Here is a 15,644-nt window from a genome sequence, read left to right on the forward strand (position 1 = left end):
AGATTATAAAGAACCCAGTTGTGTTTTTGCTGCCTTTATATGGTTGTCGTCTTGGATGGATATGGCGAAAAATCCATAAGCTAAAGGTGCCGCTGCCGCTCTTTCGACCGCTTGATCGTAAAGGGCGTCCCAAATTAGTCCTCCCTGCTGCTGATAAGCTGTGATTAAAGATTTAAGGCTTTGTTCACCAAAGACTGTTAGATGTCCCGAAAAGTCTTGAGCAATGTCACTGACATGTGCGGTAGTCCAATCTATTACTCCGGAAATTTTTCCGTTAGGAAAGATCAAAATATGGCCTGCATAGAGGTCGCCGTGGATAAATCGGTTGAATGTAGGCCACAATCTGTCGTTGTCAAGCCATTGCAGATATCTTTTTTCCAATTCTTGATTTATGCCCAATTCGGATTTGACAAGAGCTAATCTGTCGGAGATTTCTTTTCTACTTTGATCGGGAGTTAGAACTTTCAGCTGTCGTTTTTCCACTTCTTCGACAGGGATAGAATGTATCTCTACCAATATTTTGGCTAGAGAGTCCATATAGCATTCACCATTTTTGTCCATATGCCAAGTTACTTCGTAGCTCACAGGGTCGTATGTTAGGGCTGGCTTTCCTTCTAATAAAGGATAAGCAATGAGTTCATCGGTGGCTATTTTCCAATCCGGTACTTGTATGGATAAATATTGCGATACAAGTTCAAGTATATTTTTTTCTGTTCTGATCTGGTCTATTAGATTCTTTCTTCTTGGAAGTCGTAAAACCCATTGTTGACCGTTTCGATCTTTAGCAAAGCCAACTTGAAAATCTATTCCCATGTTATTGAATGACATTTCTTCATTCAATAATAATCCATGTTTTTCTGCTATTTCAATTATTTCTTTAGTTTTCATTATTGTCTATTGTTTTGTTGTTTCCTAATTGCATAAGTGTTGGGAAGGTGAATGCAGCAAGTCCTAACACGATGGCCAACAGTCCACAGATGATGAAGGTTTGGTTAATGCCTATGGTATCTACAATCCAGCCGGTAAATAATAGTCCTATCAGACTAGGCAAAATAGCTAAGCTGAAATAAAGGGAGAATACACGTCCCAATTTTTCGGGAACTACTTCTATCTGAACAATGGCAGTAAAACAGCCATTGAAAACGGAAAGACTTAAGCCTCCCACGATAGTTATTATTACAAAAATGATAAAGGCTTCTTCGGGTAGTAAACCGCTAGCCAATAATGTGAGCCCCAACAAGGTATACATAGTATTGATTAGCATTACCTTGCTGCTTTCAAATTTGAAGACACTAAGAATGCCTCCACCTATCAACATACCGCTTCCCCAAGCTACTTCTATGAGACCCATTTCCCATTTTCCACCACCATAATGTCCTGTTGTAAGCAAGGGAAACATGATGGCGGCAGGCATGACCACCAAAGTGATGGCCATGGCAAAAAAGAAGAGCAGGCTCAGTCCTCTATTTTGAGATACGGTTCGTAATCCTTCTTTTAAATCGTATAATACAGTAAGAAGAGAGCCCTTATTTTGTGCAACAAGGTTAGGAATACGTACCAACAATAATGAAGTAATAGCCAATACAGCGCCTATTATATCCAGATATAGCACTTCGGATATAGGGAAGGAGGCTATCGCTAGTGTACCTATTGCAGGACCGGCAATGCTCGTTACGGATTGTATAATTTGATTTATGCCGGCTACGCGAATCAATTCGTTTTGAGGAACGAGAAGGGGCGCGATGGCTTGCAGTGCTGGTGTATGAAAGGCATTACCGACGGAACGTAAACCCAATAAAATATAAATCCAAAAAAGATTGATAGCCCCGTTTTTTAATACTACAAGAATGACGAATGTACATACCGCTATGAATGCATCCGACAGCATCATCACATTTTTGCGGTTTAGTCTGTCTATATATACGCCTGCTATAGGTCCGATGATGGCTTGTGGCAATATACTTGCTATACCCGCATAGGCTAATACCTGAGCAGACTTATACTCCAAACTTAACCAAATAATAATAGCAAATTGGACAGCATAACTCGACAACATGGATACAAACTGTCCACTCCAAATAAATAAATAGGTTCTAAACCATTTCGGCTTTCCCATACATTAATAATATTTTAAAGTGAAAATAATACATCAGAAAGGTAAAACACCAATAATGTGCTACCCAGTAAAGAATAAGATCCTTGGTAAGAAGGCGGATCTTAGAAGTTAAACCAAATTCGTGAGATTAGCATAACCGTATGTATTAGTGTTACAAATATAAAAATATTTTACTAGTAGTGTAATTTAATGAAAAAGAATTAATCGAGACAAAGCTTTGTTGGTTTATTCCAAAACAATGAATTTTATTGAATTATTAGCTATTTTTAAATTAGTAAATAATTACAAATCAATTATTAATCTACGTTATGAAAGCAATGCATCTACTTATCTTTTTTTTGATAGGACTAGTGTCACCGGTACGTGCTCAAAAAGTATCCGGTGAGGTGGTTGGAAAATGGGATGTTTGGATTCCAGGGGCAGTCACTTATGTGGCCACGACAGACAACCGGGCTCAGATGGTGTACCAACCCGGTGCAGCCATGAACACATTAACAATCCAAGCTAATGGGCAATACACTTGGGGCGATTATACCGGTACGGTGGAAATCGTAAAGCCTTGGTATGCGCAAGTGGGGGTGACCTATTACCGTATTTCCAATCTACGGAAGAATACATACGATTTTTGGTATAAAGAAGAGACAGATCAACTGATTTTGCTGTTCGGAGAAGTGGGAGATCATGCAGCAACGGGTACGCGCATAGGAGAAAAGCAGGTAATATCCTCTTCGAAGGATATGAAAGAAAATCAGGAGCCTATCCCGGCGGACTTTAAAATTGGTCAGGAAGTGTTGGTGGAATGGTCCGGCAGCTGGTATAATGCCAAAATCTTAGAGTATAAGGACGGGCATTTTAAGATCCATTACATAGGTTGGGGAAGCACTTGGGATGAATGGGTGAAACCCAGCCGTATCAAGCCCAAGGCAACTAAGAAATAAAATGTTAAATAAAACCTGATAATTTGAGGAGCTTCTCTGCAAGAGGAAGCTCCTTAATTTTATTTTAAAGGATGTTGTACCCCCGAAAAAGTCATCTTGACAGGAATAATTTTTCCATCCTTATCGAATTTCAATTCGTCAATGCATGTTACTCTTTCATGAGCCTCTTTTTTACCCAAAGGTCTTCGATGATAGACAATGAAGTATTTGTCCTCGTTTGGAATTTTTATAACAGAATGATGTCCCGCACCTGTGGCGATCTGAGGATCCTGTTCTAATATAGTGCCAATACGTTCAAATGGGCCTAAAGGATTGTCGGCGATAGCGTAAGCTACTTTGTAATCTGGTCCTGTCCAACCACCTTCGGACCACATGAAATAATATTTGCCGTCTTTCATGAACATAAAAGGTCCTTCGACATAGCTTTGTGGCGTGATCTCTTTGTAATAGGATCCATCCTCAAAAGGTAGTAATCGAGTAAAGTCTGAGCTGAGTTTCACCACGTTACAATGTCTCCAACCACCGTAATACATATAAAAAGTTCTGTCTTTATCTTTGAAAACAAATTGATCTATGGGTTGAGCTCCATTGACGATATCACTTATTAAAGGCTTGCCTAACAAATCTTTATATGGACCTTCAGGTTTGTCGGCTACTGCAACACCAATTCCCCCAACTTCTCCCTGGTGTACATCATTTGCGGCAAAAAAGAAGTAATATTTGCCGTTGTTTTCTATCACTGAGGGTGCCCACATGGCTCTTTTTGCCCATTTAACTTCCGCAGTATCTAATATGTTACTATGCTTAGTCCAGTTTACTAAATCTTTGGAGGAAAAAGCATCAAATTTGACCTGTTGATTATAAGGAGCAGAATAGGTCGGAAATATCCAATAAGTGTTGTTATATACGATAGCTTCCGGATCTGCATAATAGCCTGGAAATACAGGATTTTGCTGGCTAAAAGCTTTTAGTGAAAGAAATAGGAATAACGATAGTATATACGATTGTTTCATAAGTTGATGGATTGGTTAATAGTTTATGTTTAAATATACCACTTAAAAAGCAAAGGGTAAAAAAAAGCCCGACTATGGTCGAGCTTTGAGTACCTAGGGCGGGAATCGAACCCGCACTCGCTTTAGGGCGAACAGGATTTTAAGTCCTGCGTGTCTACCAGTTCCACCACCTAGGCGACACTGGAGCGAAAGACGAGATTCGAACTCGCGACCCCAACCTTGGCAAGGTTGTGCTCTACCAACTGAGCTACTTTCGCTTATATTGTCTTTCAAAAGTTAGAGGATATCGCATCCTTCCGTTTTGATGATGCAAATATAGAGCTATAATCCAGTTTTGCCAAATGTTTTTGAAAATAAAATAGCACTTTTTTTACTCTTTTCAGTCATCCATTTGATTATCAGACTTAATATTTTTGCAGGATTTATTCAATCTTCCTCGGAGAGATAAGTCTCTAGGGGATAAAAAGTATTCATGTTTTACAGCATCTAGTCACTGTCAAAATTAAGTCGTTGGAAAATCAGGTCGTTTTCATAACCCTTACCTTGAAGATATCGGACTATCTTGGCTTTTTCGTTATATGAAAGCTTCTTCAAGCTTTTGTCGACTTTCTTTCTGATAAGTTCGTCAAGCTTGGCAATATATTCTTCTTCGTCTATTTCGGTAAGGGCAATTTTAATTAGGGGGGTAGAGATGCGTTTGGCTTTCAAATGTTGGATGATCTTTATCTTTCCCCAATCGTTCATCCGAAATTTCCCTCGTACGAAGGCCTTAGCAAATCTTTCCTCATTGATAAAGTTGTTTTCAATAAGATAGGCTATGATGTTCTCGACCTCTTCTTGGTGCAGTCCCAACTCATATAACTTATCTCTTACCTCTTGCTGGCATCGTTCTTGATAAGCACAGTAACTTTTTAGCTTCAAGCGTGCCTGCAGGGGAGTGTAGACTTTCCTATTTCTCTCCTTATCCATGACCTTACAAATCTTGAAAAAATGATACACTTATAAAAAATTATAGTGAAATTTGTTTTGAAATACACATTATGTACAGTTTATCCGAAATTCTTGATAGTATTCAGCCTGTCAGGAAACAAATAGTTATCCCATCGCTCCTCATAGACACCCTTAGCTATGATTCCCGCAAGATTAGGGATGGAGAGCACAGCATTTTCTTTGCTCTCAAGGACCAACGTGACGGCCACCATTATATAGCAGATGCCTATCATAAAGGAGTAAAGACATTTGTACTGACAGATCTTTCTTTTGATATTTCTTCCTTTGCGGAAGCAAATTTTGTCTGGGTAGAGGATGCTTTGGAAGCTCTGCAGCAGATTGCTTCTTTTCATAGAAAGCATATTCAGTATCCTGTCATAGCTATTACGGGAAGTAACGGCAAGACCATAGTCAAGGAGTGGCTTACGCAGATGTTGCGGAAGGACAATCATATCTATCAGAGTCCTAAAAGTTATAATTCACAGCTGGGAGTAGCTTTATCGGTATGGGGATTACCTAACCAAGCGGATCTAGCAATTATAGAAGCGGGGATAAGTATGGTGGGAGAGATGGCGCGCCTAGAAAGGATAATTCAACCCTCGTGGGGCATCTTTACCGGTTTGGGAACAGCACATAGAGAGGGGTTTGATTCCAAAGAACAAAAGCTGGAGGAGAAGTGGAAACTCTTTCGCAATGCCCTAAAAGTTATTTCTGCTCCAATAAACGCATTAGTGGATTTTCGAGAGCCAGAAAAGTCACCTTCATGGGGTTATAGAGATAAAGATAAACTGCAAATAATCGATATTAAAATAAATAATAGTCAATCGGATATCCGCCTAAGATATCAAGATGATTTTTTTGTACTAAGCGTGCCTTTTAAGGATAAAGCTTCTTTGGATAATATGCTTACGTGCACATTGGTTTTACTTGAAATGGGATATGACAAAGAAGAGATTCAGCGGAGATTGATGGAGCTTAAGCCATTGGAGATGCGTCTTCAGCTCAAGAAGGGGAAAAACAACAGCAGCATTATTGACGACAGTTATTCCAATGACTTGGCATCCTTGGAAATTGCTTTGCATTTTCTGAGTCAACAGAATCAATATTCTAAAAAGAAGCTTATCCTTAGCGATTTTGAGGGGGAAAGATGGACGCCAAAATTCCAAGAGAAGTTGCAAAAGCTGCTCTCTTTGGGTAGTCTTCAAGAGATAATTTTCATTGGCTCTCGTCTTGACAACATATTTGTGTCATCAGATACGCAGCGGACCGTTTATCCCGATACAGATACACTATTGCAAAATATAGGTAAGCATGATTTTTCAGAGTCTGTAGTTCTCATCAAGGGAGCCCGAAAATACAGATTGGAGAGGCTGAGTAAGCTATTGACCGAAAAGTCGCACGAAACTGTGCTGCAGATCAACCTGAATGCCTTAGAACATAATCTGAAGCAATATAGAAGCAAGCTGGCACCACATGTTAAGCTTATGGTGATGGTTAAGGCTTTTTCATATGGAAGCGGGTCGTTCGAAATAGCCAACATGCTACAGTTTAACAATGTAGATTATCTTACCGTGGCTTTTGCGGACGAGGGGGCAGAACTGCGCAGAGCGGGAGTACAGCTGCCTATCATGGTCTTAAGTCCACATGAAAGCGCTTTTGAAGATATAGTGCGGTATAAGCTTGAACCGGAGATATATTCTGTACGTGTGCTCAAAGCATTTATAGCATACCTACAAGCCAAAGGATTGACGGATTATCCCGTACATATCAAGTTGGATACAGGCATGCATAGACTGGGATTTATGGAACATGAGGTAGACGAAATGCTGGAAATACTGTTGCGTCAGAGCCGGGTAAAGGTGAGGTCTGCCTTTTCGCATCTTGTGGGAGCTGGAGACCCTCAGCTTCTGGCTTTTACTCAACAACAGATAAGTCTGTATCAGCGTTTGGTAAAAAAGATTGAAAAGCATATAGGATATTCTTTTATTCGACATATTTGTAATACTTCAGGCATAGTTCATCATCCGGAAGCACATATGGATATGGTGCGCCTTGGAATTGGACTTTACGGGTATGACATGACCTCCACAGCTCTTGATCTCCAAGAAGTGGGTAGATTGAAAACGACCATAACACAGATCAAAAGATTACCGATGACAGAAACGGTGGGCTATGACAGAAAGGGAAGATTACGCAGAGACAGTGTTATTGCTACAGTGAAGATAGGATATGCGGATGGATATAGCCGTCGTTTTGGCAATGGAGTCGGCGAGATGATGGTCAACGGACATGTGGTGCGTACGGTGGGCAATATCTGTATGGATATGTGTATGTTGGACATTACCGATATTGATGCAACAGAAGGAGATGAGGTTATAGTCTTCCCGGATTTGGCGAAGGCTGCCAATGACATAGGAACCATTCCTTATGAGTTGCTTACAGGAATTTCATCACGCGTAAAAAGAGTTTATTATTACGAATAGGATATTTGGCATTATGTTACGTAAGATATTTCAACGATTATTATATTATCTAATCAAAGGTATTTTGGTGGTAGTACCTGTGGCTGGTGCTGTGTTCTTGATTATCTGGATTGTCGCATCCTTAGACAATGCTTTGAATATTTCTCAACATTTCTTGGAAGATGAACACGGCCATCCATTATATATTCCGGGCATAGGTATCCTTACCGTAATCCTTCTTCTTGTGCTGGTGGGATTTATCTTTACGACATTGGTTACGACTCCCATACAAAGTTGGCTGAGCAGAACCATTAATAGGATTCCTTTGTTTAATACCTTGTATTCATCTATAAAAGATTTTACGGAAGCCTTCGTAGGAGACGCCAAAAAATTTAACGAACCGGTATTAGTACAGGTAAATGACATGGGACTGAAGAAAATCGGCTTTCTAACCCAAAAAGACCTACATAAGATTGGATTGGAAGGTGAAGTGATTGTTTATTTTCCGTATTCCTACTCTTTTGCTGGTCAGGTGGTTGTGGTAGACTCAAAATACGTTTCAAAGTTAAATATGTCTGCTACCGATGCGATGAAGTTGGTGGTGTCAGGGGGTGTTTCAGGATTGGAATAATATGAAAAATTATTTGTCAAACTTTTTCGGCAAAAAAGAAAATGCGATCTCGGAGAAGATGTTATTCGAGGCGCAGTTAAGCTTGGAGAATGCCATGACCGACAAGGTTTTGCTGTTGAATCTGAGTAAACAGCATGCTTTGGAAAAAGCAAATGCTTATTTGCAGGAGGTCCTTGAAGTTGAAGAGGAAGCTGAGATACCTCTCAAAGAAGAGCTTGACCGTCTGCAACGCTTTGTTGAGCTGTTTGCAGGCTCCTCTCCCCAACCTATATTCACTAAGATGCAATATACTGTGGATGATGAAAAACCTTTCTTCATACACCCTTTCATCTTATATCCTTTAGTGCAGAATGCTCTTCATAATGGGTATAACACCATGCAAAAATTACCTATGAAAGTGCGTGTCACCCAAGAAGGAAATACGTTGAAGATGGAAGTCAGCAATAGGGTCAATCATTATTTGGAAAGTCAGGAAAATATTCCTTTGATAGATTATTTCAAATCCCGTTTAAAGGTGCTTTATCCGGAAAAGCATAACCTATTTATCAATAGCAACAGCAACCTGTTTAAATGTACTCTTATTGTTACGAAATAAAAAACTTTTTGTGACACTGCAATCTTTATCCTTATTTTTAAATTATCTATATTTACTATTACATGTGGGTTTAATGTAGTTTAAAAAAATTTAGAGCAATGATAGGTACATTAATAGATAAAGAAGATATAGTAAACCACAAGATCATAGCAGCGGAAGTAGATCGTACAGAAGAGTTGAAAGGTAAACTTATGGATGCCCAACGATTGGGCAACGAATTCAAATCCAAGACAACAATTGTTTTTAATTCGGAAGATGGACCTCTGAGGGTAGAGACAACAGTGTGGTCGGCAACGGATAAATATATTCAGATTAAAAGTGGTATTCTAATACCGTTGGCCTCTATTATTCATGTAGAGTTCTAAAGAACAGTAAAATATAGGAAGCGCCTAATTTTTAATTAGGCGTTTTTTATTGGATATTTCCTTCGATATAATATTTTCTTTCTCCTAAACCCAGAATATGTTGGGATTTTTGGAGAAGGTATTTTTTGCCGGATTCATAGTAAAGGCGTTCGTCATTGGAGAATAAGATATAGTTTACTCTTTTTTTGATGTCTAAGGCTTGAATTTCGTCTTCTCCGTAAATGACCTTCACAATTAATGTATCCTTATTTTTGTTGGAAAGACTGTATGTCACAACCTTGTTTACACTGTCTTTCGTCATACTGTCGAAATTGTTTTTGTTAAGGTCTATCGTGGTAAACTGTGCCAACTCTTTTTCCCAGTTTATATTCTCGACGATGCGGTTTTCTTTTTGATCGTTGTTGTTTACAGTTTTGGAAACCTGAGGGTTCAGCTTTTCCAGCTTTTGGATTTCCTGCTTAAAATATTGAGGAATATTTATTTCTTTAGCATGAGAATGATCATCAAAAGAAGAATGGCAGCTGTAAGAGCTTACCGCTGCCACACTCATCACTGTATATTTAATCAACTTGCTGATCATTTTTTAGCTTACTAAAACGTTGCCCGTCATCTCTGCTGGTATGTCGAGATGAAGGAGTTTCAAAATAGTAGGAGCTACATCTCCCAATTTGCCGTCTTCAATCCTTGTAAACTCACTGTCGATAAGGATGCAAGGAACAAGGTTGGTCGTATGTGCTGTATTTGGAGAGCCGTCCTCGTTGATCATGAATTCGGAATTTCCGTGATCGGCTAGGATGATAAAGGAGTAGCCGTATTCCAATCCTTTTTCAACCACTTGTTGTAGACAGGAGTCTACCGTTTCTACAGCTTTCACTACAGCCTCAAAAACACCGGTATGACCTACCATATCCGGATTGGCGAAGTTGAGACAGATGAAGTCGGGCTGATTCTTTTCTATATCTTCACAGATAGCGTCCGCAATGCCTGGTGCACTCATTTCGGGTTTAAGGTCGTATGTCGCTACCTTAGGTGAAGGTATTAAAATGCGTCTTTCACCGCCAAATTCCACTTCACGTCCTCCCGAGAAGAAGAAGGTTACATGCGGATATTTTTCTGTTTCTGCGATTCTTACCTGAGTCTTGCTTTGATTTGCCAAGGCTTCTCCCAACGTATTGGTAAGATTTTCTTTCTGGAATACCACCTTCACATCTTTGAATGTGTCATCATAGCTTGTCATAGTGACATAGTAGAGGTTCAACGGTTTGATTCCGTGTTCAGGGAATTCCTGTTGAGTAAGAGCGATGGTGATTTCACGTCCCCGATCTGTTCTAAAGTTGAAGCAAAATACTACGTCACCTTCTTCGATGACCGCTCTTGGAGTTCCATCAGCCTGTGTGAGGACTATAGGCTTGACAAACTCGTCCGTCACCCCGTTGTCGTAGGAGGCTTGGATAGCCGCTGTTAAGTCTGTAGCTTTTTCTCCTACAGCCTTTGTCAAAAGGTCATAGGCCTGTTTTACACGTTCCCAGCGGTTGTCGCGGTCCATAGCGTAATAACGACCTATAGCAGAAGCAATAGTTCCTACAGAATGTGAAAGATGCTCTTCTAGGTCTCTGATATATCCGATACCACCATTAGGGTCTGTATCGCGACCGTCCAAAAAAGCATGGATAAACACTTGGTCGTTGGTGAAGCCCGCTGCTTTTGCAGCATCACACAAGGCTTTGAGATGTCCTACATGTGAGTGAACGCCCCCGTCGGAGACAAGACCTATGAAATGTATTTTTTTGTTGTTTTCTTTCGCATAGCGGAAAGCATCTTGAATAACACTGTGGCTTTCAAAAGCTCCTTCACGTGCCGCTTTGTTGATGCGTCCTAATTCTTGATACACCACGCGTCCTGCTCCAAGGTTCATATGACCTACTTCGGAGTTGCCCATCTGTCCTTCGGGAAGCCCCACGGCCTCTCCGGAAGCTTCTAACTTTGAATTCGGATATTTCTTTAATAAGGAATCTAAGTAAGGCGTTTGGGCTGCTAAAACAGCGTTCGAATTATCGTTTCTGCCATAACCCAATCCATCCAGGATGATTAAGGCTACTTTCTTTTGATTTAAGTTGTCCACACACAAATATAAAAATTGTAAGCATAGTAATTATAGGCTCATCGTCAAAATTATTTGTCACGGAAAACTGTATATTTATAAAAATATAGTTGTAGCGTACCCATGCTATTAATATATTCGCATTAATTTTAAGGGTATGAAGGTATTGTTGATACTTTTTCTGAACTGCTTTTCTTTGTTGGTTCAAAATATAGAAAAGGATATAAATGAGGCGCTTAGCAGCGGTGATGTAAAGTTGTTGAGCCAACATTTTACCTCCTCCATAAAGCTCTCTTTACATAGAGAAGAGCAAGTGGCCAACAAAAGTAAAGCAGAGTGGATAATAGCTGATTATCTTAAAGACAATAAATTTTCTGATCTGAAGAAAACTTCCAGATTAGAAGATGGTAACTCCAATTTTATTATATATGAGGCAAAAGTACAACGTAAGGAAATTCGTATTTTAATAAAACTGGTGAATCTTAAAAACACGAACTATATATCGGAAATCATTATAGAATAGGATATGCTATAGGTCTTCGAATAAGAAGGATGTTGCATAAAAATGACAAGAAATGGATATTACATATAAGCAGCAATTGATTGATTTTGTCAATCAGGCTATACGTGAAGATGTAGGAGAAGGAGACCACACCTCTTTGGCTTCTTTGCCGGAAGACAAGTTGGGAGAGGCCAAACTTTTGGTGAAGGATGACGGTATTATTGCAGGAGTAGAGGTAGGGGTAGAAATTTTCAAGCAGATTGATCCTTCTTTAATAATAACTGTTCTTATTGAGGACGGAAGTACCGTAAAATACGGCGACATAGTATTGTATGTTAAAGGAAAGATACATTCCATTCTGAAAGCTGAAAGACTGGTGCTTAATGTGATGCAACGTATGTCCGGTATTGCGTCGCGCACAGCGGAATATGTCAGGAAATTGGAAGGTACTAACGCTAAAGTACTGGATACACGCAAGACTACTCCACTATTGCGCTTTTTGGAAAAGCGTGCCGTAGTATTGGGAGGAGGTACCAACCATCGCTTTGGTCTTTACGACATGATTTTAATCAAAGATAATCATGTGGATTATGCAGGTTCTATTACCAATGCCGTGAACAATGCGGTAGCTTACAAAGAGAAGAACAATGTGCATATACCTATTGAAGTGGAGGTGAGAAATTTTGAAGAGCTGGAGGAACTGCTACACTGTGAGGGGGTTGACCGTGTGATGTTCGACAACTTTACGCCGGAAGATGTGCGAAGGGCAGTAACCTTGGTGGATGGCCGTCTTATTACCGAAGCTTCAGGAGGAATAGATCTGAATACCATCCGGGACTATGCAGAGACAGGAGTGGATTACATTTCTGTAGGAGCGTTGACACATTCGGTAAAAAGTTTGGATCTAAGTTTGAAAGCCAAGCTTATTTAGTAATTTTGATTTTGAAGTACGGAAATTAATGATATCAATATATTTAATAGGAATAGTTATACTGGCCTATTTGTTTGGTTCTATCCCTACTGCGGTATGGTTAGGACAAGCATTTTATGGGGTAGATGTACGGGAATATGGAAGTGGTAATGCCGGTGCTACCAATACCTTTCGGGTATTGGGTAAAAAGGCAGGAAGTATGGTGATGTTTATTGATATCTTCAAAGGATGGACAGCAACCAATCTGCCTCATCTGTTAGATTCCAGCATTGTCGGTACAACAGACTCTACGCATTTTGTCAATTTTCAGCTGGCTTTGGGGGTGATTGCCGTTTTGGGACACTTATTCCCTGTATTTGCTGGGTTTCGTGGAGGTAAAGGGGTTGCCACACTGTTTGGTATGGTGATAGCCATTCATCCGTTGGCAGCATTATGCTGTGTTACCGTTTTTGTTGTTTGTCTATCTATTTCGCATTATGTTTCGCTCAGCTCTATAAGTGCGGGATTCACCTTTCCTTTGAGTTTGGCATTCATCTTTAAGACCACTATACCATCTTTGATGCTTTATGCTATAGCCATCTGTGTTCTCATACTTATCACCCACCAAAAGAATATCGAAAGACTTCTCAAGGGTAAAGAGTCTAAAATGTATTTATTCAAAAAGCCAACAAAATAGTTTCATTTATCAATTTTCGGAATCATTATTGCTATAAGGATTCTATTAGGGTTGTTAAGTGTAAAAAGGATAATATGAAAAAGATCTTTCGTTATGCATCTATAGTGATGTTGGGTGCAACATTGTTTGGATGTGCTACTTCAGCCATTACGGGAAGAAAATATTTGAAGCTGGTGGATAGCCAGACTATCAATGAGCAGGCTACCTTAGCGTATAAAGAATTTTTATCTGACCCTTCTACAAAGGTAATCACTGGGACTACACAAGCTACGGCAGTCAAACGTGTAGGGAATAATATTGCTGCAGCTACACAACGTTATTTACAGCAAATTGGAAGAGCAGATCAATTTAATTTCAATTGGGAGTTCAACCTTATTCAGAATGACGAGCTCAACGCGTGGTGTATGCCGGGCGGCAAAGTGGCTGTTTATACAGGAATTTTGAGAGTTACGCAGACAGACGGCGGTCTTGCCACTGTAATGGGGCACGAGATTGCTCACGCGCTGGAAGAACATTCGGTAGCGCAGGTATCTAACCAACTTGCCTTGCAACTGGGAGCACAGGTTCTTGGAGCTGCTTCCCAGATGTCCAACAACAAAAGTATCGCCGTATTTAATTCTTTGTACGGTATAGGCGGCCAGATCGGTATGTTGAAATTCAGCCGTAACGATGAGTTGGCAGCCGATAAAGCGGGACTGATTATTATGGCAATGGCTGGTTACGATCCTAACGAAGCTATCAAATTCTGGGAAAGAATGGCGGCGTCAAAATCGGGAGCTTCGACAGCTGAATGGCTTAGTACGCACCCTAGCGATGCTAGACGTATCGCACAATTGCAAGCTATGCTTCCCGAAGCTATGAAATACTATAAGAAATAATAAATCACTACTATAAATAGAAAAAGCAGGACTGCAGGCCCTGCTTTTTCTATTTATATAAATTTAACTTTCGTATCAGGTCTATAAAGTTAGCAGAATTGGTCTTGTTGAGGATGTTTTTGCGGTGTGTGTCTATAGTGTATTTACTAGTACAAAGCTTTTCAGCAATTTCCGCACTGTTATAGCCCTCCTTGATTAATTGCAGGATTTCCATTTCTCGCTTAGTCAGTTTTAGAGGTGTATTCGGTTCTATAAAAGAACCGTGCGCTTTATCGTAGATACGATAATCGTCTTCAGATCTTGTTCTGAACTCTTCTATAAGCTGATGCGAGACATAACATCTGGATATTTCGCCGTGAGGATTCAGCTCAAGGACTTGGCTGTTCTGTCTTACGGTAATATATGTGTCTGATGCTGTTTTAATTCGATAGGAATAGGAAAAAATATAGTTGAAAAGCTGATTTTCTGATAGTTTATTCTTAAAGGTTATATCTTTTTCTTCACATTTTATTATATATTCCATGTCGTCCGGATGGATAATCTCTCGGAGAGTTTGGATATCGAAGATCTGAGGATCATATCCTGTTATCTTCCAAAATGCGGGGTGAGCATAAGAAATAGTGCCGGAGTTGTAATCATAAATCAAATAATAACTGCCGCAACTTTTTAATGACTCTTCCTTTTTATCTGCTGTCTTATAATTTTTTTTGCTTTTGAAAGTGAATTTTTTTTGCATAAAATAGGTAGTTAATAATTGTTTGGTTTTGCAAATATAATATAGAAAAATTATTTGTCGTTACACAATATTTTTGAGATTTGAGGAAGAATACGATGTATAACAGCTTTTATGTTCTTTTTATTGGCTAACTTTGTCGTATGAAGAAATCACAGAAAAAAACAACCTTTGCTCAGGAGGAAATACGTAAAGTTGATGTTTATTTTCAGGAGTTGGATAATACTTTCAAGGGAAATAAAGTTGTTTATGCAGTATTTCTTACGCTGGCATTTTTCGGGGTATTAGGATTGATTTGGATGATTCCGTTTCCTCAGTTGGATTTTTTAAAGAGGATGAATGCCCATACCTATCTGAATTGGGCTTCATTTTATATAGCTATAGTAGTTTATATTTATCTGAAGATAGCACCGACCTTATCGTATGCCATTCTTTTTACGATAGGGATAATGAGCTTTTTTATTGTACAGCTGGAATATCTAGAAAAAGATGGTGGCCCTTCTGTGGTTTTGGTGACAGCTATTTTGGCCTTAGTGGGATTGGCGGGGCTTGGGCTATACAGCAGAAGAGAACCTACCTTTAGCAGCTCTTCGTTTAACAGACTTTTATGGATAGGTCCCATTTGGCTTTGGTCGAAAGTCTTTAGGTTCTTGAAAATAAAATATTAATTTTTTGAAAAGACTTAATATGCTCCTGAACAATTATATGTTCAG

General features: G+C 39.5%; 17 protein-coding genes and 2 tRNA genes. 10 read left to right on the top strand and 9 right to left on the bottom strand.

The window, feature by feature from the left end; all coding sequences use genetic code 11:
- Nucleotides 1-3: 3 nt before the first annotated feature.
- Entirely contained in the window at nt 4-888 is an 885-nt protein-coding gene (locus tag ABD873_RS03800; protein WP_345064837.1) for a macrolide 2'-phosphotransferase, read from the bottom strand.
- A complete protein-coding gene (locus ABD873_RS03805) occupies nt 878-2,116 on the bottom strand; it encodes an MFS transporter (protein ID WP_345064840.1) in 1,239 nt (412 codons plus the stop codon). Before ABD873_RS03805 ends, ABD873_RS03800 begins: the two co-directional genes overlap by 11 nt.
- Nucleotides 2,117-2,424: 308 nt before the next feature.
- Here ABD873_RS03805 and ABD873_RS03810 point away from each other — a divergent pair, with 308 nt between their 5' ends.
- Nucleotides 2,425-3,054: a Tudor-knot domain-containing protein gene (locus ABD873_RS03810; protein WP_345064843.1), complete on the top strand. Its 630-nt coding sequence runs from the start codon at nt 2,425-2,427 to the stop codon at nt 3,052-3,054.
- Between the two features lie 59 nt (nt 3,055-3,113).
- Here the strand turns inward: ABD873_RS03810 and ABD873_RS03815 are convergent, their stop codons facing one another.
- From ABD873_RS03815 to ABD873_RS03830, 4 genes are all read right to left on the bottom strand, one after another.
- Nucleotides 3,114-4,067: a glycoside hydrolase family 43 protein gene (locus ABD873_RS03815; RefSeq protein ID WP_345064846.1), complete on the bottom strand. Its 954-nt coding sequence runs from the start codon at nt 4,065-4,067 to the stop codon at nt 3,114-3,116.
- 90 nt (nt 4,068-4,157) lie between these two features.
- Nucleotides 4,158-4,243 (bottom strand) — tRNA-Leu (locus ABD873_RS03820).
- 5 nt (nt 4,244-4,248) lie between these two features.
- A tRNA-Gly gene (locus ABD873_RS03825) sits at nt 4,249-4,324 on the bottom strand.
- A 229-nt stretch (nt 4,325-4,553) separates the two neighbouring features.
- On the bottom strand, nt 4,554-5,036 hold the full coding sequence (locus ABD873_RS03830; protein ID WP_345064849.1) for a regulatory protein RecX: 483 nt from the start codon (nt 5,034-5,036) through the stop codon (nt 4,554-4,556).
- Nucleotides 5,037-5,107: 71 nt separating this feature from the next.
- On the opposite strand from ABD873_RS03830, the gene ABD873_RS03835 reads away from it, so the two are divergent.
- The 4 genes from ABD873_RS03835 to ABD873_RS03850 all read left to right on the top strand — a co-directional run bounded on the left by ABD873_RS03835 (nt 5,108) and on the right by ABD873_RS03850 (nt 9,110).
- A complete protein-coding gene (locus ABD873_RS03835) occupies nt 5,108-7,540 on the top strand; it encodes a bifunctional UDP-N-acetylmuramoyl-tripeptide:D-alanyl-D-alanine ligase/alanine racemase (RefSeq protein WP_345064852.1) in 2,433 nt (810 codons plus the stop codon).
- 13 nt (nt 7,541-7,553) lie between these two features.
- Nucleotides 7,554-8,150 carry a DUF502 domain-containing protein gene (locus ABD873_RS03840; protein WP_345064854.1) on the top strand — a complete coding sequence of 199 codons (597 nt, stop codon included), beginning with the start codon at nt 7,554-7,556 and terminating at the stop codon, nt 8,148-8,150.
- Between the two features lies 1 nt (nt 8,151).
- Nucleotides 8,152-8,745: a LytS family sensor histidine kinase gene (locus tag ABD873_RS03845; protein ID WP_345064857.1), complete on the top strand. Its 594-nt coding sequence runs from the start codon at nt 8,152-8,154 to the stop codon at nt 8,743-8,745.
- Between the two features lie 98 nt (nt 8,746-8,843).
- On the top strand, nt 8,844-9,110 hold the full coding sequence (locus ABD873_RS03850) for a hypothetical protein (RefSeq protein ID WP_345064860.1): 267 nt from the start codon (nt 8,844-8,846) through the stop codon (nt 9,108-9,110).
- Nucleotides 9,111-9,156: 46 nt separating this feature from the next.
- Here ABD873_RS03850 and ABD873_RS03855 read toward each other — a convergent pair whose 3' ends face one another.
- Together ABD873_RS03855 and gpmI are read right to left on the bottom strand one after the other, a co-directional pair.
- On the bottom strand, nt 9,157-9,690 hold the full coding sequence (locus ABD873_RS03855) for a hypothetical protein (RefSeq protein ID WP_345064863.1): 534 nt from the start codon (nt 9,688-9,690) through the stop codon (nt 9,157-9,159).
- Nucleotides 9,691-9,693: 3 nt separating this feature from the next.
- Entirely contained in the window at nt 9,694-11,232 is a 1,539-nt protein-coding gene (gpmI, locus tag ABD873_RS03860) for a 2,3-bisphosphoglycerate-independent phosphoglycerate mutase (RefSeq protein WP_345064866.1), read from the bottom strand.
- A 136-nt stretch (nt 11,233-11,368) separates the two neighbouring features.
- Between gpmI and ABD873_RS03865 the strand changes: the two genes are divergently transcribed.
- The 4 genes from ABD873_RS03865 (at nt 11,369) to ABD873_RS03880 (ending at nt 14,198) form a co-directional block, all read left to right on the top strand.
- Nucleotides 11,369-11,734, top strand: coding sequence for a DUF4783 domain-containing protein (locus ABD873_RS03865; RefSeq protein ID WP_345064869.1), 366 nt, complete (start codon nt 11,369-11,371; stop codon nt 11,732-11,734).
- Between the two features lie 52 nt (nt 11,735-11,786).
- Entirely contained in the window at nt 11,787-12,644 is an 858-nt protein-coding gene (nadC, locus tag ABD873_RS03870; protein WP_345064872.1) for a carboxylating nicotinate-nucleotide diphosphorylase, read from the top strand.
- 28 nt (nt 12,645-12,672) lie between these two features.
- On the top strand, nt 12,673-13,320 hold the full coding sequence (gene plsY, locus ABD873_RS03875) for a glycerol-3-phosphate 1-O-acyltransferase PlsY (protein WP_039053448.1): 648 nt from the start codon (nt 12,673-12,675) through the stop codon (nt 13,318-13,320).
- A gap of 74 nt (nt 13,321-13,394) precedes the next feature.
- Nucleotides 13,395-14,198: a M48 family metallopeptidase gene (locus tag ABD873_RS03880; RefSeq protein WP_345064876.1), complete on the top strand. Its 804-nt coding sequence runs from the start codon at nt 13,395-13,397 to the stop codon at nt 14,196-14,198.
- A gap of 49 nt (nt 14,199-14,247) precedes the next feature.
- On the opposite strand, the gene ABD873_RS03885 is transcribed toward ABD873_RS03880, so the two are convergent.
- Nucleotides 14,248-14,934, bottom strand: a complete 687-nt coding sequence (locus ABD873_RS03885; protein ID WP_345064879.1) for a LuxR C-terminal-related transcriptional regulator — start codon at nt 14,932-14,934, stop codon at nt 14,248-14,250.
- A gap of 140 nt (nt 14,935-15,074) precedes the next feature.
- Between ABD873_RS03885 and ABD873_RS03890 the strand changes: the two genes are divergently transcribed.
- A complete protein-coding gene (locus ABD873_RS03890; protein ID WP_039053445.1) occupies nt 15,075-15,599 on the top strand; it encodes a hypothetical protein in 525 nt (174 codons plus the stop codon).
- Nucleotides 15,600-15,644 lie beyond the last annotated feature (45 nt).

Origin of the sequence: Sphingobacterium thermophilum (assembly GCF_039541675.1) — a bacterium.
GTDB classification, from domain to species: Bacteria; Bacteroidota; Bacteroidia; order Sphingobacteriales; family Sphingobacteriaceae; genus Sphingobacterium; species Sphingobacterium thermophilum.